The organism is Methylophilus sp. 13, from assembly GCF_015354335.1.
In the GTDB taxonomy this organism is placed as follows: domain Bacteria; phylum Pseudomonadota; class Gammaproteobacteria; order Burkholderiales; family Methylophilaceae; genus Methylophilus; species Methylophilus glucosoxydans.
In genome coordinates this window covers 294,371-312,384 of sequence record NZ_JADKYR010000002.1, presented here as the reverse complement: position 1 = coordinate 312,384, position 18,014 = coordinate 294,371, and the positions used below count along the sequence as shown (strand labels likewise).

The following is an 18,014-nucleotide window of genomic DNA, read 5'->3' as shown; positions in this document are numbered from 1 at the left end:
CTTGAAAAGTTCGCTAACACATTGATTTATATTATATTCAATCATATAATATAAAGTTATAGATTGTTTCACGGATGCTCCATCACCCAATGGCAACCCCTTTAGCAGTGAGCAGTGCAAATCCCTGGCAGGGGCTGGATGTCCAGTCCGAGTGGGAGCGGTTTAGTCAGCGTGATGCTTCTGCCAACGAGGTGTGGACCTCGCATGTCTGGGTTGATAGCATGCATTGTGCCGCCTGCAGCGGCCGCATTGAGCAGACATTGAAACAAATGCGTGGTGTGCTGGCTGTGCATGCCAGTGCCGCTTCCAAGCGCGTCCGTGTGGTATGGGATGCGCATCAAACTTCCCCCTCGCAATGGTTTGCCGGTCTTAACGAGATTGGCTACCCAGCGCTTCCGCTTAACGAATACAACGCCATCAGCGACAGAACCGTGCAGCAGCGCAAGATGCTGTGGCGCCTGGTGGTCGCCGTCTTCTGCATGATGCAGGTCATGATGTATGCCTATCCGACTTATTGGACCGGCAGTAATGACATGGCGCCTGACATGGTGCAGTTGATGAAGTGGGCGTCATGGGTGCTGACACTGCCCGTGATGCTGTTTTCTGCGACACCGTTTCTCTCCCAGGCCTGGAACAGTCTCAAACAACGCCAGTTAGGCATGGATGTGCCGGTGTCACTGGGCATACTGGCTGCCTTTATCATGAGTACGCTGGCCACGTTTGTGCCGGGTGGCTGGTGGGGCGATGTGGTCTATTACGATTCTCTGACCATGTTTGTCAGCTTTTTGCTGGTTGGCCGCTGGCTGGATGTGAAGCTGCGCAATCGTACGGCAGGCGCGCTGGAAAACATGATGCGACGCTTGCCACATGCGGTGCTCAAAAAGAATGAAACGGGCGAATGGGTGCAAATCGCCGCCAGCAACATCAATGTGGGCGATGTCTTATATGTGCGCCCTGGTGAAGTGTTTGCCGCCGACGGCAAGGTGCTGGTAGGCAATACCAGTGCCGATGAATCCATGCTGACAGGTGAGTCAGATCCAGTATTGAAACCTGCCGGTGCAACTGTGATTGCCGGTTCGGGTAACCTGACTTCGGCGATTGAAATGCAGGTGGAGCAAGTGGGTGAGGGTACGCAGTATCATGCGCTGGTGAACCTGATGGCCTCTGCTTCAACCGAGAAACCTGGCATCGCTTTGCTGGCTGATAAAGTGGCGCAACCGTTCTTGTGGGGCGTGCTGCTGGCCGCGCTGTATGCCCTGGTTTTCTGGTGGACCACCGATCCGGCCAAAGCGATTATGTCAGCAGTGGCGGTGCTGGTAGTGACTTGCCCTTGTGCCTTGTCGCTGGCAACGCCTGCGGCCATGCTGGCCAGTGCGGGCACGTTTGCCAAAGGCGGTGTGCTGATCCGCCGTCTGCAGGCGATTCAGGCCCTCAGCGAAATTGACACTATTGTGTTTGATAAAACCGGAACCTTGACCGAGAGCTTGCAACAGGTCAGCGCGGTCGAAATGGCCGCCGGGCAAGACCATCAGTGGCTGCTGGATGTGATTGCCAGCATGAGCCGTGATTCCCTGCATCCTGTGGCGCAGGCCTTGCACGGATTTGCCACCCGGCAAGACGCGAGTGACCAGCTGGAGATGCAGGACTGGCAAGAAATTGTGGGGGGTGGCATGTCTGCGACCTTGATCACACAGTCTGGTGATTCCATGCCATTAAAATTGGGCAATGCTGAATTTTGCGGGATCACGGTCAAGCCGGAACACGAGGCGTTGCGAGTGGTCTATCTGGCTAGCAATGGCCAAATGTTGGCAACATTAGCGTTGTCTGAGCAAGTGAAGCCACACGCCAAGGCGGCTGTTTCACAATTAATTGCATCCGGGCTTGATATTCAACTGTTATCTGGTGATAGAATAGCGGCCGTTAAAAACCTTGCATCACAACTGGGTATCCAGCGAGCAGCAGGGTTACAAAAAGCAGAAGATAAGCTGCAGCATGTCAAGCAGCTGCAACAACAGGGGCGGAAAGTGTTGATGGTAGGTGATGGTTTGAATGACGGCCCTGTCATTGCAGCAGCGCATACTTCTATTGCAATGGGTTCCGGCGTCCCTTTGACGCAGGCACAGGCCGATATGGTAGTGTTGGGCAATGATATCGGCGTGCTGGTTTCGCTCATTTCACACTGCAAAAAAACCATCCTCATCGTAAAACAGAATTTGTTGTGGGCGGCGTTGTATAACGCGGCCGGTGTGCCTTTGGCGATTATGGGGCTGTTGCCTGCCTGGTTAGCCGGGTTGGGGATGGCGGCCAGTTCGTTACTGGTACTGTTAAATGCATTGCGATTGACCGACTGGGATAAGTCGGCCTGGCAGAAAGGTTAGGCATCGCTCAATGGAAATTGCATACTTACTGATTCCACTGGCAGTGTTGCTGGTGTTTGTGATTTTGGGTGGCTTGTGGTGGGCCATTCAAACCGGGCAATTTGAAGACCTTGAGGAAGAGGGGTCCAGAATTCTCGAGCAGGATTAGGAATTCTCAAGCAAGAACGGGGATTCTTAAGCAGTATTGATGTGAGTCAAATCAAATTTGTGACATCTCTGAGAATATCAGGGTGAACAACTAGAAGTTTTTTTAGTGTTGGGTGTTTGTTTTAATCATTGGGAGAAATCCATGCAAAATGCAACCGTGAAGGCTGCGACCTACAACGATAGTGTAGTCCGCCAGTTCGCAATCATGGCAGTGGTTTGGGGTGTTGTGGGTACACTGATGGGCGTGATTATTGCGTCCCAGCTGGTGTGGCCAGAGCTGAACCTGGGCCTGCCGTTTACCTCTTTTGGCCGTTTGAGACCACTGCATACCAATGCAGTGATTTTCGCGTTTGGTGGCTGTGCTTTATTTGCTACCTCGTACTATGTTGTTCAGCGTACCTGTCAGACACGTTTGTTCAGCGACAAGTTGTCCAGCTTCACCTTCTGGGGCTGGCAGGCTGTTATCGTGGCTGCTGCCATTTCTCTGCCTTTGGGTTACACCCAGGGTAAGGAGTACGGCGAGCTGGAGTGGCCAATCGATATCCTGATTGCCTTGGTATGGATTGCTTATGCAGTCAACTTCTTCGGTACTATCGGTATCCGTAAAGTAAAGCATATCTATGTAGCTAACTGGTTCTACGGTGCATTTATTCTGGCGGTGGCTTTGTTGCACATCGTTGAAAGTGCTGCGATTCCTGCTGGTTTCATGAAGTCCTACTCTGCTTACGCCGGGGTACAGGATGCGATGGTGCAGTGGTGGTATGGTCACAACGCGGTAGGTTTCTTCCTGACTGCGGGCTTCCTGGGCATGATGTACTACTTTGTGCCTAAACAAGCTGAGCGTCCTGTCTACTCTTACAGCTTGTCTATCGTTCACTTCTGGGCACTGATCTTCACTTACATGTGGGCGGGTCCTCACCACCTGCATTACACTGCCTTGCCTGACTGGACACAGTCCTTGGGTATGGTGTTGTCTCTGATCCTGTTTGCACCAAGCTGGGGTGGCATGATCAACGGTATCATGACCTTGTCTGGCGCATGGCACAAACTGCGCACAGACCCAATCTTGCGTTTCCTGATCGTTTCCCTGTCTTTCTACGGTATGAGTACCTTTGAAGGTCCGATGATGGCGATCAAGACTGTGAACGCCTTGTCTCACTACACTGACTGGACCGTGGGTCACGTGCACTCGGGTGCGCTGGGCTGGGTTGGTTTCGTGTCTATCGGTTCCCTGTACTTCCTGATTCCACGTTTGTTTGGTCAAAAACAAATGTACAGCGTGAAAGCGATTGAAGTGCACTTCTGGATGGCAACCATCGGCGTGGTGTTGTATATCGCTGCGTTGTGGATTTCCGGCGTGATGGAAGGCTTGATGTGGCGTGCCATGAACGCTGACGGCACATTGGCGTACACCTTCGTTGAAAGTGTGAAAGCCAAGTTCCCATACTACTTCACACGTGCATTGGGTGGTTTCCTGTACATGAGCGGTTTGATCATCATGTTGTGGAATACATATAAAACAGCAACTAACGGCAAAGCAGTCACTGTAGAAGTGCCAGCTGTGGTTGCTCACGCTTAAGGAATTCACTATGGCTACGCATCAAAACAATAGTGGCAATTTTCACGAAAAGATTGAAACCAGCAACTTCCTGCTGATCGTGCTGACCTTCATCACGATCTCGTTTGGTGGTCTGGTCGAAATCGTGCCTTTGTTCTTCCAGAAGTCAACCACCGAGCCTATCCGTGGTCTGGAGCCTTACAACGCGTTGCAACTGGCTGGCCGTGACATTTATCTGCGTGAAGGTTGCTACAACTGCCACTCACAGATGATTCGTCCTTTCCACGCTGAAACGCTGCGTTATGGCCATTACTCGGTTGCTGGTGAGTATGTTTATGATCACCCGTTCCAGTGGGGCAGTAAGCGTACGGGTCCTGACTTGCACCGTGTAGGGGGCAAGTACAGTGATGACTGGCACCGTGTGCACCTGCACAATCCACGTGATGTCGTGCCTGAGTCCATCATGCCAGCCTATCCATGGTTGGAAGAAAACCTGGTTGACGACAAAACCATTGGTGACCATATGGCTGCGCTGCGTAAAGTGGGCGTGCCATACACCGACGCGCAGATCAAGGCTGCAGGGGATGAAATCAAAGGCAAAACCGAGCAGGACGCACTGGTGGCTTACCTGCAAGTGTTGGGTACACACCTGAAATAAGGAGACGCGCCATGGATATCAACATACTACGCATATTTTTTACAGTACTGAGTTTCGTCCTGTTTGTGGCAATTTTGATTTGGGCATGGCGCAATCGCAACTCCGCGCAATTCAAGGACGCGCAAAATCTGCCGTTCGACCAAGACTAAACACTGCGCGGAAAGGTTAAGGAAAACATCATGAATGATTTTGTAAATGGTTTTTGGCCGATCTGGATTTCGACCATTACCTTGGGCGGGATTGCTTTCTGTGTCGGTTTGCTGATTTTCGCAAGCCGCGTCAAAGTGCCTTTGGATAGCGATAACACCAATGGTCACGAATGGGATGGCATCAAGGAGATGAACAATCCGCTGCCAATGTGGTGGGTAGGGTTATTTATCATTACCGTAATTTTTGGCCTGACCTATCTGTACCTGTTTCCTGGCCTGGGGACTTACAATGGCAAGTTCGGCTGGTCGGAAGTCAAGCAGTACGAAGCTGAAGTGGCAAAGAACAATGCCAAGATCGCCCCGCTGTATGCCAAATATGCAGCCATGCCGGTAGAAGAAGTGGCCAAGATTCCTGAAGCCCGCGACATTGGTAAGCGTATTTTCCTCAACAACTGTGCTGCTTGTCATGGTTCAGACGCCAAAGGGAGCCGTGGCTTTCCTAACCTGACCGACAATGACTGGTTGTATGGTGGTTCACCTGATACGATCAAGTTGACTATCAACAATGGTCGTAATGGCATCATGCCTCCCATGGCTGCTGCTGTTGGTTCTGAAGAAGATGTGAAAAACGTCGCCAACTACGTATTGAGCTTGTCTGGCAGTATTCATGACTCTGGTCGTGCCAATGCCGGTAAAGAAAAATTTGTGGTGTGTGCTGCTTGCCATGGCCCAGAAGGTAAGGGCAACCAGGCGATTGGTGCACCTAACCTGACAGACAACATCTGGTTGCATGGTCAAGGTGAAGCCGCGATCATCAAGCGTATTCATGAAGGTAAAAACAACGTGATGCCAGCCTGGAAAGAAAAATTCAGCCCAGAGCAAATTCATCTGCTGACTGCTTATGTTTGGGGTCTTTCCAACAAATAGGCGAATGCAGATAACCCATGAGCGATATTAAACAAAACGCTGTGAACAAAACCACCATCCCTGAACAGGAGGTGGTTTTGTCACTTTATAAATCCGCAGATAAGATCTATGCCCGTAGCGTCTCCGGTATGTTCAATAACTGGCGCTGGGTCATGGTGTGGGCTACGCAACTGTTTTTTTATGGCGTACCCTGGTTGCAATGGGATGGTCGTCAGGCCATGCTGTTTGACCTTGATGCCAAACGCTTTTATATCTTCGGCCTGATTTTTCATCCGCAGGACTTGATCTATCTGTCGTTTTTGCTGATTGTGTCTGCGCTGTCGCTGTTTCTGTTTACGGCCATTGCCGGTCGCTTGTGGTGTGGCTACACCTGTCCGCAAACGGTGTATACCGAGATTTACATGTGGATGGAAAATAAAATCGAGGGCGATCGTATCGCACGTATGCGCCTCGATGATAGCAAATGGACTCTGAACAAGTTCACGCGCAAATCGCTCAAGCAGTTTGCCTGGATCACCTTTGGCTTGTGGACAGGCGTGACGTTTGTCGGTTACTTCTCCTCCATTCGCGAGCTGGTGCCCAATATTGTGAACTGGCAATTGGGTGGCTGGGAAACGTTCTGGATTTGCTTTTACGGCTTTGCCACCTATGGCAATGCAGGCTATATGCGTGAGCAAGTCTGCAAATATATGTGCCCTTATGCCCGCTTTCAGAGTGCCATGTTTGATGATGACACCATGATTGTGACCTATGACGAGGCACGCGGTGAACCGCGTGGTGCACGCTCTAAAAAAGCTGGCGAGAATGCCAATGGCCTGGGCAGTTGTATCGATTGCAGTATCTGTGTGCAAGTGTGTCCGACCGGAATTGATATCCGTAAAGGCTTGCAGTACGAGTGTATTGGTTGCGGTGCCTGTATTGATGCGTGCGACGATGTAATGGACAAAATGGGCTATGCCAAGGGCTTGATCAAATACTCCACGCAGAACGGCATCACCAACCGTTGGAGCCGTCAGCAAATGCTGCAACGTTTGCTACGCCCACGCGTGATAATTTATACAACGATTTTGTTGGCGCTCACCATCGGTATGGTGGTCAGTCTCTACTTCAAGCCTGATTTCAGGCTGGATGTGTTACGTGATCGTGCCGTCATGTCTCGCTACACTGATGAAGGCATGATTGAGAACGTGTATAACCTCAAGCTTGAAAATGATACCGAAGCCGTGCATGACTATGCATTGAAGGTCACGGGGCTCGAAGGCTTGGTGGTGCATTTTGCTGACGAGAATAGCCAGGACTTCAAAGGCTTGCGGCCGTTTGAGACACGCAATGTGGTGATTGAGCTGGAGTTGCCTGATGGGGTCACCAGAGCTGGTTCGCATAAAATCTTTTTCGAAATGACGGATTTACAAACCAGCGAAGCGGTCAAAGAAAAGTCGGTCTTTATTGTGCCGAGCAACTAATGGAGCAGAGATTGTCACAACACCAAGCACAGCAGAAACCGGCCGCTAAAGCGGTTGACCAGAAAAAATGGTATCACAACCCTTATGTCTGGATGATTATAGGCGGCCCTTCTGCCGTGATTGTGGCTTCTTTCATCACCTTGTATCTGGCGATTACGCATCCTGATCCAGCGATTGATGATTACTACCGCAAGGGCATAGAAATCAACAAAACGCTGGATGCGCAAGCGCAAGACGGCCAGACAGATGCCATGGCGCCCGCCATCCAGGCGCGTAACCATGCGCAGACCGGCCTGAAGCCTGCTGAACAGTAAACTGTCTGCCTGTCTCTCAGCGCTGACGCGCGTCTAAGACCTGATTCAGGCGCGAGCATTGCGGGTAGGGGATCAGCGTTTAGGCAAATAGGCGCACGTTGAAACCCTGCGTGCGCAAAGCCTCAGCATACTGCTGTAACAGCCGGATGTCTGGTGCTTGAATGCTGGCCAGCGTGTCTTGCTGGCTAGGTCTGGCGATGCCATACAACAAAATGCCTTCAATGTTCTCTTTAAGTGGTAGCAACGCCTGCACATAGCCGGCCAATGCGGGGGTGGTGACCAGTTGGTCCGCGATACGTCGCTGCATCACAGCGGTTTGCACCCAAGTCCGGCAAGCCATGCTGCAAGCCTGCAGCCGTTGCAGATGCAGGCTAAGTGGCAAACGCGCATCATTCACTGCCAGCATTTCTGCATCGTTGCCTGCGTCCAGCTTAAACCAGACTTCTCCCCCCATCTGTTGCAGTACCTTTAAGGCTTGCTGTGTCGTGGCCAGATGCATTTGGCTGCCATTGGTAATGAGCCTGACCCGTGCCGGACGGTCTGTTGGTGATGTCTGGCTCAACAACCGCTCAACCAGTGCTAATGCTTCATAAAATTGCGGCGAGGTGGTCGGTTCGCCGTCTCCGGCAAAGGCAATATCCTGCACATCTTCCGACAATACACGCTTTGCTGCGTGTAAGTGCTGTCTTAGCCAGTGCAAGCAGGTGCTTAATTCTTGTTGCAGGCGCTCTATTTGAATGACCGGGGAGGGGCCGCGATGCAGCCCTGGCACCTGGCAATAAATGCAATGCCAGTTGCAGCATTGATTCGGGTGCAGGTTTATGCCGATGGAAAGGCCCTGCGCACGGCGGGACCAGACAGGATAAATATATTGCCAGGCTTGTTGCGCGGCCATACGCTGTAAGGCCTCAAATGGAGACGAAGGCAGTGGCATCCCTCAGCGCTTACAGACGTCAGCAACCGCCTAGCAGGTGCTGGCGTTGAAGATGGTTTTAAGCTTTTCGTGGTCCAGAATACGGATATTCTTTTGCTTGACCTCAATAATGCCTTCATCACTAAATTTGGAGAAAGTACGGCTCACTGTTTCCAGTTTCATGCCCAGGTAGCTGCCGATTTCTTCACGCGTCATGCGTAAAATCAATTCGCTTTTGGAGTAGCCGCGTGCATGCAGGCGTTGCAGCAAGTTGAGCAGAAACGCCGCCAGGCGTTCTTCGGCGCGCATATTAGCCAACAACATCATGACGCCGTTTTCGCGCACGATCTCGCGACTCATGATTTTGTGCACATGGCGTTGCAAGACAGGAATCTCACGCGACAGGTCTTCGACATGATTGAAGGGCATGACACAGACTTCGGCGTCTTCGAGGGCAATGGCGTTGCAGTTGTGCTTGTCACTGACAATGCCATCCAAGCCCATGATTTCACCAGCCATCTGAAAACCGGTGACTTGTTCACGGCCATCTTCCGAAACGACGCAAGTCTTGAAAAACCCAGTGCGGATCGCATAAAGCGTGGTGAAGGCATCGCCACTGCTATACAAGTGACCGCCTTGCTTGATCTTTTTACGGGTGGCAACCATGCCATCCAGTTTAGTCATTTCATCTGTGCTCAAGCCTACCGGCAGGCACAGTTCACGCAAGTTACAATTGGAGCAGGCAACCTTGAAACTGGATTCTGCTTGCATGGAGGGCGTCCTTGACTGACGTTGAACATGCGGCAAATTATACGCCTCTTCGGTTGCGATTTCATTGAACATGGTGTGACCTCTTCCTTTTGTATTTAGGCGCATTATGCAGCAGGCGACGCAAGCTGCATTTGACGTGTGTCAAAAAGCCCTGCATTGGTTTATGGCACAGTAACGCCAGATGAACCCGTAAAGTCTAGTTTCGGGATACTGATAGGAAAGAATTTGCCAGAAACCATGAACTCCCCGTTGCTGATTACTCAAGAGCATATTGAGCGCTATGACGTCTCCGGGCCTCGTTATACCTCTTATCCGACAGCAGACCGCTTTGTTGAGGCGTTTGACGCCGCTGCTTATCTCAAGGCGGCCGAGCAGCGCAATATCAGCAACTGGACGCAGCCGCTCTCGTTGTATGTGCATATCCCGTTTTGTGCCTCGCTGTGTTTTTATTGTGCATGCAACAAGATAGTCACCAAGCGCTATGAGCAAGGCGCGGTTTACCTCAACTACCTGCAACGCGAGCTTGATTTGCACTTGGACAAGTTTGCCAAAAAGCAAACCGTCAACCAGTTGCATCTGGGCGGGGGCACGCCGACGTTTCTCAATGATGCCGAGTTGACCCAACTCATGCAGATGTTCAAGCAGGCGTTTGCCTTTGCCAAAGACGGTGAATACTCGATTGAAATTGATCCACGTACCGTCAATCAGCAACGCTTGCAACACTTGCGCGAGCTGGGCTTTAACCGCCTGAGTTTTGGCGTGCAAGACTTTGATGCCGAGGTACAGCAGGCCGTGCACAGGGTGCAGTCTTATGCGCAGGTTGAAAGCCTGATGCAACATGCGCGCGACCTGGGGTTTGCGTCTATCAATACCGACTTGATTTACGGCTTGCCCAAACAAACCCCGGCGACCTTCCGCCAGACCATCGCCCAGATCATCCAATTGCGGCCAGACCGTATCGCGTTATATGGCTACGCGCACTTGCCGTCACGTTTCAAGCCGCAACGCCGGATTTTGCAAGCGGACTTGCCACATGCCGTAGATAAAATCCAAATGCTGTCAGAAGCGATTCAGCAGCTGATGCTGGCAGGCTATGTCTTTATCGGCATGGATCATTTTGCCTTGCCTGACGACCCGCTGGCGATTGCCAAACAGCAGGGCAGGTTGCACCGCAACTTTCAGGGTTACAGCACCATGGCTGATCAGGATATTCTGGCTTTGGGTGTCTCCGCGATTGGCAAGATCGGTGCTACCTACAGCCAGAATGCCAAAACCCTCGAAGAGTATTACGACTTTCTTGACCAAGGCCAGTTACCTATCGTGCGTGGGCTGGCATTAAGCCGCGATGACCTGATCCGCCGTGCCGTGATCATGGCGGTCATGTGCCATGGTGAACTGAGTTACGAATCCATTGAGTTGTCTTACATGGTCAATTTCAAGCAATATTTTCAGGCAGAAATTGCGCAATTGGCCGAGAAAGAGAAACAAGGCCTGGTCGTACTCGAAGACGATGGCCTCAAAGTCACCGAAATGGGCTGGTATTTTGTGCGCGCCATTGCCATGGTGTTTGACCGTTATTTGCAGCACGATGCCAACCGTGCAAGGTTTTCCAAAATCCTTTAAACTGCTGGCATGTTAGCCAGTTTACTCTTGACTGCTTTTGTCATGGGGCTGGCAGGCGGCCCGCACTGTGTGCTGATGTGTGGCGCTGCTTGCGGCGCCATGCAAACGCCGCCGAATCTTTCTAGTCCCCCGCGTTCCATCCCTCTGCGTGTCGTACAGACCATCCCCTGGAGTTTTTACCTGGGCCGTATGCTCGGCTATGGCTTGCTCGGCGCGATTGCTGCCGAAACCTTGCGCGGTTTGGCCTGGTTATCCAATCAGAGCCATCTGTTTCAACCATTGTGGACGTTCTCGCATACGCTGATCTTCGCCTGGGGCGTGTTGCTGCTTATCCTCGGCCGACAGCCACAATGGGCGGTGCAGCGGGCGCAATTGGTCTGGGCATGGATCAAGCAACATACCGCGCATGCCAGGTCGGGCTATTTTGTGACCGGCATCGTCTGGGCCTTGCTGCCTTGCGGCTTGCTGTACTCGGCGGTGATGCTGGCCTCCCTCCAGTCGCAATGGCTGCAAGGCGCACTGGTCATGATTGCCTTCGCGACCGGTTCCGCCACCATCCTCGCCTTGGCCCCCTTTTTCTGGCGCGCGGGCCAGCAAAGCCTGCCGCGCTGGTTCAGTGAAGCGGCAGGCATGCGCCTGAGTGGCGGCTTGCTGGTCGCCCTCAGCCTGGTGGCGCTGTGGATGGACGTCATGCATCACGACAAATTGTGGTGCCAGTTGTTATAGCCGTGTCTGATTGTGTGCACCAGCAGCCTCTGTGAGGCTTATTTGGGCCATCCGTGTATTGCCTACCTAGTTAAATTCCGCTAACTTACGATTGTTAAATTAAATTTACAATCTGGGCGGTGATGATGATATGGATGCGCATCTGTTTTTTACTGTGGCTGATCAGTCAGTCTGGCATGCCAGCCTATGCGCAGGTACCAGAAATCCTGCTGGCACAGGTTTACCACGAAGGCATCACTGTCAAGGACTACTTGGTCAGCGAAAAGCTGGACGGCATACGCGCCGTGTGGGATGGCAAACAACTGATCAGTCGACAGGGCCATCCCATCCACGCGCCGGCCTGGTTTGTGCAAAAATTCCCCCAACAGCCCCTAGATGGTGAACTGTGGATCGCCCGCGCACAATTTGAACGACTCTCTGCCACCGTGCGCCGCGCCCAGCCTGATGAAGCGGAGTGGCGTCATGTGGCCTATTATGTGTTTGAACTGCCAATGGCCCCAGGCACTTTCACTCAACGTGCCCAGCACATCGAGCAACTGGTCAAGCGTCAGCAGAGCCCGTATCTCAAAGCCATCAAACAGTTTCGCGTGGCAGATGCCGCTGCCCTCAAACGCACGCTGGACTGGGTGGTGGCCCGCAAAGGCGAGGGCCTCATGTTGCATCAAGCCGATGCACCTTATCTGACCGGCCGTAGCCATGTGCTACTCAAACTCAAGCCACAGCTGGATGCCGAAGCCAAAGTCATTGCCTACGTGCCCGGCAAAGGTAAATACCAAGGTAAAATGGGCGCGTTACTGGTAGAAACCGCGCAAGGGATACGTTTTAAACTTGGCACCGGCTTTAAAGATAGCGATCGCGCAAACCCGCCGCCGATCGGCAGCCAGGTGACCTATTCCTACCGCGACCTCACCAAAAACGGCAAACCCAAATTTGCGCGCTTTGTACGGGTACGGCCACCGGAATAATTGACACAGAAAGGATCACACAATGAAATGGATGCTTGGATTGGTCGGCGTTTTTGTTGCAATCAACGCCTATGCGATGGATTTAAGCGGTGTTTACAGCTGTACCGGTGACGATGCACATGAAGGCAAATACACCGGCACAGTTACCATGAAATTGCGCCCGGAACATAGTAAAGGCGCGGATGCCAGCTATGATTTTGAACTGGCTGTGCCGGACTATGGCACCTATAAAGGCCACGCTGCCGTGCACGGCATGCATGCGGCCATGCATTTTGCCTTGCCGATGGAAAATGGCGAATATGGCGGCAAGACGCATGATTATGGAACCGGGATTGCCGAGTTTAAGAAGAATGCCAAGGGGCAGTTGAGTTTTAGGAAGTTTTATTTTGAGCCTGGGTTTAAAGGTGGCAATACGGGAGTCGAGGAGTGCGTGAGGAAGTAATTTTTAGAATTTTAATTAGAGGTTTATGAATGTTGGATAGGTCATTTTCCTCTGTCGGCGAGTTAATTTCTTTGCCCTGCATCCCGTTCAATCTTAGGTGAAAAGTAGAAGTTGTAGGGTGGGCATGAATGCCCACGCGGATTGGTGTGTGTTGTATGTGATGTTCTGTTTCGCCTGTAGGCGAGTTACTTTTCTTTGCTTGCACAAAGATAAAGTAACCAAAAGAAAGTGCACCCCAACTTCCGCTTGTTTCCTGCGTTGCTCGGTTTAGGACTTTCGTCCGTTGCTTTGCCGGACTTAGGCATAAGCGCTCGCAGAACTCATCCTAGCGGCCTGCACAAAACGCAGGCCACCGCGGGATTCGGACAGCCGCTCGCTTCATCTTATTTTGCCTGCGCTACTCGGCGCGGCAGATGGGGACCCCGAACACCTGATGGGCGCAGCGATCAGTGAAATAAATAAAAGAGTTATTTTTTTGAACGGTCCAAACTTCTACGCTCGTAGTTTGGCGAGACAAATCCCATCCCATCACGCTGAGTAGCGGAAAAAAGTAAGGAAGAAGGGAGCGACTGTCTGAGCTCCGCGGCAGCTTGCGGGGTGGGCAAGCTGCTAGGGCGAGTTTCGTGACCGCTTACTTTGTTGATAACTAAGACTGCTAAGCAGTCTGTTACGGCGTAGGCTAACTCGCGTAGCGATGTTAAGCGTAGCGGCCGAAGCCAACAACGCAAGGCAGCCGAAGGCCGGGATGGCTGGGTGCCCTCTTTTTGGTTACTTTTTTGGGGCAAGCAAAAAAAGTAACTCGCCATTAAGGCGAAAAAACATACATTAAACTAGAGAAACTTAAGTTATATGTAAGCAGCTAGGCTGCATGCCAATTAGCATGCCATGATAAAATCTCACCCCTATGACCGCCGTCTCTCCCATCCAACTCATCAGCCAACTCGAAAAACAACTCCCCCAGTGCATGCTGGCTGATCGCTTTCCGCTCAAACGTCGTTTGCAGCAGCTACGCGATGCTTTAAAACAAAATAAACCCGTGGATAAAGCGCTGGTGGAACTTGCACACAAGGTGCAGGCTTCCCAGCAGCGGTTACAGGCACGTCAGGCGGCGTTACCCCGGCCTGATTACCCGCCAGAGTTGCCAGTGAGTGGCAAAAAGGATGAGATTGCGGCGGCGATTGCCAAACATCAGGTGGTGATTGTTTGTGGTGAAACCGGCTCTGGTAAGACCACACAATTGCCTAAAATCTGCCTCGAACTCGGGCGCGGTGTGAGTGGCTTGATTGGCCATACGCAGCCACGCCGGATTGCTGCGCGTTCGGTGGCGTCGCGGATTGCGCAGGAGTTGCAAAGTCCGCTCGGTGAGGTGGTCGGTTACAAGGTGCGCTTTAGCGACAAGTTGTCCGAGCGCAGTTACGTCAAGTTGATGACGGACGGGATTTTGCTGGCGGAGACGCAGAGCGATAAATTCCTTAACGGCTATGACACCATCATTATCGACGAGGCGCACGAGCGCAGCCTGAATATTGATTTTCTGTTGGGCTATCTCAAACAGTTACTCCCCAAACGGCCAGATTTGAAAATCATCGTCACCTCAGCGACGATTGATGCAGACCGCTTCTCGAACCACTTTGATGGCGCGCCAGTGATTGAAGTGTCTGGCCGGACTTATCCGGTCGAAATCCGTTACCGGCCGCTGGGTAACAAAACCACCATGGTGGCCGTGGAAGTGCCGATTGATGACGGGCTGGATGACATAGACCGTTTTGCGCAGGACCTGATGGGCATCAAGCGCAAGCCGCCGCGTACCGAGACGCGCTGGCTGGAAGAGGATGACGAAGAGGAGGTCATGGAGGATGCCATCCTTGATACCGCCGAGGATTTGTTGCGTCTGGGGGATGGCGATATCCTGGTATTTTTGCCGGGTGAGCGTGAAATCCGTGACACCGCCGAGCATCTGCGTAAATATCAGGGCCGCTCGCCCAAACTGAAGTCGATTGAGATTTTGCCGCTATTCGCGCGCTTGAGTATAGAAGACCAGCAAAAGATTTTCCGGCCCAGCGGCCAGCGCCGCATTGTGCTGGCGACCAACGTGGCGGAAACCTCGCTGACCGTGCCTGGCATCAAGTATGTGATTGATACCGGACTGGCCCGAGTCAACCGCTATAGCCCGCGCGCCAAAGTCGAGCAATTGCAGATTGAAAAAATCTCGCAAGCGGCAGCCAAGCAGCGGGCAGGGCGCTGCGGGCGTGTGTCTAACGGCATTTGCGTGCGTTTGTACGGCGAGGATGATTTTAACCAGCGTCCGGCGTTTACCGATCCCGAGATTCTGCGTAGCTCGCTAGCCAGCGTGATTTTGCGCATGGCGGATTTACGGCTGGGGGATGTCGGTGAATTCCCGTTTATTGAGGCGCCTTCTTCACGCCTGATCAGCGATGGCTATCAGTTGCTGCAAGAGCTGGGGGCGGTGACCGAGCGTCGTGAGATCACCGAGCTGGGTCGGCAGATGGCGCGCTTGCCGCTGGATCCGCGTGTGGCGCGCATGATTCTGACCGCAAAAAAAGAAGGCTGCGTGCGTGAGATTCTGATCATTGCCAGCGTACTCAGCATCCAGGATCCTCGGGAGAGGCCCATGGATAAACGCGAGGCCGCCGACAATGCGCATGCCAAATTCAAGGCGGATGACTCTGACTTTATGAGTTATCTCAAACTTTGGGACTGGTATGAGCAGGCGCTCAAAAGCAAAAAGTCCAACCGTGATTTGCTCAATCAGTGCCACCAGAATTTTCTCTCGTTTTTACGGCTGAAGGAATGGCGTGAGCTGCATGCGCAGTTGCTGGAAATGGTGGATGAGCTTGATATCAAGCCTAATCAGCAAGAAGCGAATTATGCGCAAATCCATCGTGCGTTACTGTCCGGCTTGCTTGGCAATATCGGCTTTAAAGATGGCGATAGCGAGACCTATGCCGGCGCGCGCGGGATCCGCTTTACCGTTGCACCGGGTTCGGTGCTCAAGAAAAACCGCCCCAAGTGGGTGATGGCCGCCGAGTTAGTCGACACCACCAAGCTGTATGCCCGTTGCGTTGCAAAAATTGACCCGGACTGGATAGAACCAATTGCGCATGAAGGCGGCGGCCGTGGCATTACACAAAGCCATTACAGCGACCCGCGCTGGGACCGCAAAACCGCGCAAGTGGTGGCCTGGGAGCGCGTGAGCTTGTACGGGCTGACCATTGTGCCCAAACGCCGCGTACATTATGGGCCGATTGCGCCGGACGAAGCGCGTGAAATTTTTATCCGTGAAGCCCTGGCCAATATGGAATTTGACACGCGGGCCCCGTTTTTTGAAGCTAACCGTCGCCTGATCGCCGAAGTGGAGGCTTTGGAGCATAAAGCCAGACGTCAGGACGTGCTGGTCGACGAACACCAGTTGTTTGTGTTTTATGACCAGGTGGTGCCGCCGATTGCAGACCCTTACCGTGTCTATAATGGCGCTGCATTTGAAAAATGGCGGCAGGATGCTGAAACAGCCAACCCCAAGGTGTTGTACTTGACGCGTGAGTCGCTGATGCGCCATGGCGCCAGTGCCATTACCGAGGTACAGTTTCCCGAGACCATGGTGGTTGACGGCGAAACCGTGCCACTCAAATACCGTTTTGAACCCGGGCATGTGCTGGATGGGGTGACAGCGACGATACCGCTGGCCTTGCTCAATCAGCTTGATGCCACCGTGACTGAATGGCTGGTGCCGGGCATGGTGCGTGACAAGGTGACGGCACTGATAAAAGCCTTGCCCAAAACCCTGCGCCGCGTCTGTGTCCCAGTGCCGGAGTTTGTGACCGGCTTCCTCGAAGCCAAACAGACTGCACAGCCATTACTGCCCGCTCTGGCTGAGTTTATCCAGCAAAAAACCGGGCTTAAGCTCAAGCCGGAAGAGTTTGACCTGGCGGGCCTGGAACCGCATCACCGCATGAACTTTAGCGTGGTTGACGAAAAAGGCCGTGAGCTAGGCATGGGCCGCGACTGGAACCAGCTCAAAAAACAACTGGGTTCGGCCGCCCAACTGACGTTTAGAACCGGCTCGCCCGGCATTGAAAAATCCGGGCTCAAGCAGTGGGATTTTGGCGACTTGCCAGCCACCCTTACCTTTAGCAAAGATGGCCGCCAACTGACTGGCTATCCGGGCCTGGAAGACAATGGTGACAGCGTGGCCATCAAGCTGTTTGATACGCCAGAAGCCGCCTTGGCCGCTCACCGTAAAGGCGTCTGCCGCCTGATGCGTTTTGAGCTTAAGGAGCAGGTCAAACAACTGGAAAAAGGCCTGCCAGGCTTTAACCAGTATGCCTTGCTGTTGCGCGCCATCATGAATCCTGACCAGTTGCGTGAAGACATGCTGCAATGTATTGCTGACCGCGCCTTTATTGCCGAGGACGACTTGCCGCGCAGCAATGCCGAGTTTATGCAACTTAAAACACGGGCGCGGACCCGCTTGCCAGCGGTGACCGAGGCGCTGACCCGGCAGGCGCAACTGATTGCCAATGAGTATCAGGTGCTGGTTGCCCAGTTACAGAAAATGACGCCGGTGACGCAGAAAATCAAACGCGACTGCGAGCAACAATTACAGGGTTTGTTGTATCCCGGTTTTTTTAGCCGGACCCCGTGGGAGCAATTGCCGCATCTGCCGCGTTATCTCAAGGCGATCAAGCTGCGCATAGACAAATATCCGACCAGCATAGAGCGTGATGGCCGCCATGCGCAGGCGCTGATGCAACTGGAGCAGCGCTGGCAGCAAAAAATTGAGCAATTGCGCAAGGCGCATCTGCCTGTAACCATCCAGTTACAAGACTTTGCGTGGCAATTACAGGAGTTGCGTGTATCATTATTTGCGCAGGAATTAAGGACGCCTTATCCTGTCTCAATCAAACGTCTTGAAAAACTCTGGCAAGAAATGCAATAGTATCGCGTGACCACTGCTAACCT

Annotated in this window: 15 protein-coding genes; 13 read left to right on the top strand and 2 right to left on the bottom strand. The window is 52.7% G+C overall.

The window, feature by feature from the left end; genetic code table 11:
- Nucleotides 1-89: 89 nt before the first annotated feature.
- From INP77_RS05655 to INP77_RS05620, 8 genes are all read left to right on the top strand, one after another.
- Complete coding sequence (locus tag INP77_RS05655) at nucleotides 90-2,378, top strand: cation-translocating P-type ATPase (RefSeq protein ID WP_194747970.1); 2,289 nt, start codon at nucleotides 90-92, stop codon at nucleotides 2,376-2,378.
- 10 nt (nucleotides 2,379-2,388) lie between these two features.
- A complete protein-coding gene (ccoS, locus tag INP77_RS05650; protein WP_194747968.1) occupies nucleotides 2,389-2,526 on the top strand; it encodes a cbb3-type cytochrome oxidase assembly protein CcoS in 138 nt (45 codons plus the stop codon).
- Nucleotides 2,527-2,667: 141 nt separating this feature from the next.
- On the top strand, nucleotides 2,668-4,104 hold the full coding sequence (ccoN, locus tag INP77_RS05645; protein WP_194747965.1) for a cytochrome-c oxidase, cbb3-type subunit I: 1,437 nt from the start codon (nucleotides 2,668-2,670) through the stop codon (nucleotides 4,102-4,104).
- Between the two features lie 10 nt (nucleotides 4,105-4,114).
- Nucleotides 4,115-4,741, top strand: coding sequence for a cytochrome-c oxidase, cbb3-type subunit II (ccoO, locus tag INP77_RS05640; RefSeq protein WP_194747962.1), 627 nt, complete (start codon nucleotides 4,115-4,117; stop codon nucleotides 4,739-4,741).
- A gap of 11 nt (nucleotides 4,742-4,752) precedes the next feature.
- On the top strand, nucleotides 4,753-4,890 hold the full coding sequence (locus INP77_RS05635) for a cbb3-type cytochrome c oxidase subunit 3 (protein WP_194747960.1): 138 nt from the start codon (nucleotides 4,753-4,755) through the stop codon (nucleotides 4,888-4,890).
- A 30-nt stretch (nucleotides 4,891-4,920) separates the two neighbouring features.
- Nucleotides 4,921-5,817, top strand: a complete 897-nt coding sequence (gene ccoP, locus INP77_RS05630; protein WP_194747958.1) for a cytochrome-c oxidase, cbb3-type subunit III — start codon at nucleotides 4,921-4,923, stop codon at nucleotides 5,815-5,817.
- Nucleotides 5,818-5,834: 17 nt separating this feature from the next.
- Complete coding sequence (gene ccoG, locus INP77_RS05625) at nucleotides 5,835-7,280, top strand: cytochrome c oxidase accessory protein CcoG (RefSeq protein WP_194747956.1); 1,446 nt, start codon at nucleotides 5,835-5,837, stop codon at nucleotides 7,278-7,280.
- A gap of 92 nt (nucleotides 7,281-7,372) precedes the next feature.
- Nucleotides 7,373-7,594, top strand: a complete 222-nt coding sequence (locus INP77_RS05620) for a FixH family protein (protein ID WP_228518788.1) — start codon at nucleotides 7,373-7,375, stop codon at nucleotides 7,592-7,594.
- A 79-nt stretch (nucleotides 7,595-7,673) separates the two neighbouring features.
- On the opposite strand, the gene INP77_RS05615 is transcribed toward INP77_RS05620, so the two are convergent.
- Together INP77_RS05615 and fnr are read right to left on the bottom strand one after the other, a co-directional pair.
- Nucleotides 7,674-8,528: a hypothetical protein gene (locus INP77_RS05615; RefSeq protein WP_194747952.1), complete on the bottom strand. Its 855-nt coding sequence runs from the start codon at nucleotides 8,526-8,528 to the stop codon at nucleotides 7,674-7,676.
- Between the two features lie 30 nt (nucleotides 8,529-8,558).
- Complete coding sequence (gene fnr / locus INP77_RS05610) at nucleotides 8,559-9,278, bottom strand: fumarate/nitrate reduction transcriptional regulator Fnr (protein WP_194747950.1); 720 nt, start codon at nucleotides 9,276-9,278, stop codon at nucleotides 8,559-8,561.
- Between the two features lie 237 nt (nucleotides 9,279-9,515).
- Here fnr and hemN point away from each other — a divergent pair, with 237 nt between their 5' ends.
- The 5 genes from hemN to hrpA all read left to right on the top strand — a co-directional run bounded on the left by hemN (nucleotide 9,516) and on the right by hrpA (nucleotide 17,991).
- Nucleotides 9,516-10,901: an oxygen-independent coproporphyrinogen III oxidase gene (hemN, locus tag INP77_RS05605; protein ID WP_194748455.1), complete on the top strand. Its 1,386-nt coding sequence runs from the start codon at nucleotides 9,516-9,518 to the stop codon at nucleotides 10,899-10,901.
- A 9-nt stretch (nucleotides 10,902-10,910) separates the two neighbouring features.
- On the top strand, nucleotides 10,911-11,627 hold the full coding sequence (locus tag INP77_RS05600; protein WP_194747948.1) for a sulfite exporter TauE/SafE family protein: 717 nt from the start codon (nucleotides 10,911-10,913) through the stop codon (nucleotides 11,625-11,627).
- Between the two features lie 134 nt (nucleotides 11,628-11,761).
- Nucleotides 11,762-12,592, top strand: coding sequence for a DNA ligase (locus INP77_RS05595; protein ID WP_255521181.1), 831 nt, complete (start codon nucleotides 11,762-11,764; stop codon nucleotides 12,590-12,592).
- 22 nt (nucleotides 12,593-12,614) lie between these two features.
- On the top strand, nucleotides 12,615-13,034 hold the full coding sequence (locus tag INP77_RS05590) for a hypothetical protein (protein WP_194747946.1): 420 nt from the start codon (nucleotides 12,615-12,617) through the stop codon (nucleotides 13,032-13,034).
- 964 nt (nucleotides 13,035-13,998) lie between these two features.
- On the top strand, nucleotides 13,999-17,991 hold the full coding sequence (gene hrpA / locus INP77_RS05585; RefSeq protein ID WP_194748453.1) for an ATP-dependent RNA helicase HrpA: 3,993 nt from the start codon (nucleotides 13,999-14,001) through the stop codon (nucleotides 17,989-17,991).
- Nucleotides 17,992-18,014 lie beyond the last annotated feature (23 nt).

Coding starts and splice junctions, on each gene's coding strand:
- INP77_RS05655 (WP_194747970.1), top strand. CDS start 90: ATGGCAACCCCTTTAGCAGTGAGCAGTGCAAATCCCTGGCAGGGGCTG.
- ccoS (WP_194747968.1), top strand. CDS start 2,389: ATGGAAATTGCATACTTACTGATTCCACTGGCAGTGTTGCTGGTGTTT.
- ccoN (WP_194747965.1), top strand. CDS start 2,668: ATGCAAAATGCAACCGTGAAGGCTGCGACCTACAACGATAGTGTAGTC.
- ccoO (WP_194747962.1), top strand. CDS start 4,115: ATGGCTACGCATCAAAACAATAGTGGCAATTTTCACGAAAAGATTGAA.
- INP77_RS05635 (WP_194747960.1), top strand. CDS start 4,753: ATGGATATCAACATACTACGCATATTTTTTACAGTACTGAGTTTCGTC.
- ccoP (WP_194747958.1), top strand. CDS start 4,921: ATGAATGATTTTGTAAATGGTTTTTGGCCGATCTGGATTTCGACCATT.
- ccoG (WP_194747956.1), top strand. CDS start 5,835: ATGAGCGATATTAAACAAAACGCTGTGAACAAAACCACCATCCCTGAA.
- INP77_RS05620 (WP_228518788.1), top strand. CDS start 7,373: ATGATTATAGGCGGCCCTTCTGCCGTGATTGTGGCTTCTTTCATCACC.
- INP77_RS05615 (WP_194747952.1), bottom strand. CDS start 8,528: ATGCCACTGCCTTCGTCTCCATTTGAGGCCTTACAGCGTATGGCCGCG.
- fnr (WP_194747950.1), bottom strand. CDS start 9,278: ATGCAAGCAGAATCCAGTTTCAAGGTTGCCTGCTCCAATTGTAACTTG.
- hemN (WP_194748455.1), top strand. CDS start 9,516: ATGAACTCCCCGTTGCTGATTACTCAAGAGCATATTGAGCGCTATGAC.
- INP77_RS05600 (WP_194747948.1), top strand. CDS start 10,911: ATGTTAGCCAGTTTACTCTTGACTGCTTTTGTCATGGGGCTGGCAGGC.
- INP77_RS05595 (WP_255521181.1), top strand. CDS start 11,762: ATGCGCATCTGTTTTTTACTGTGGCTGATCAGTCAGTCTGGCATGCCA.
- INP77_RS05590 (WP_194747946.1), top strand. CDS start 12,615: ATGAAATGGATGCTTGGATTGGTCGGCGTTTTTGTTGCAATCAACGCC.
- hrpA (WP_194748453.1), top strand. CDS start 13,999: ATGCTGGCTGATCGCTTTCCGCTCAAACGTCGTTTGCAGCAGCTACGC.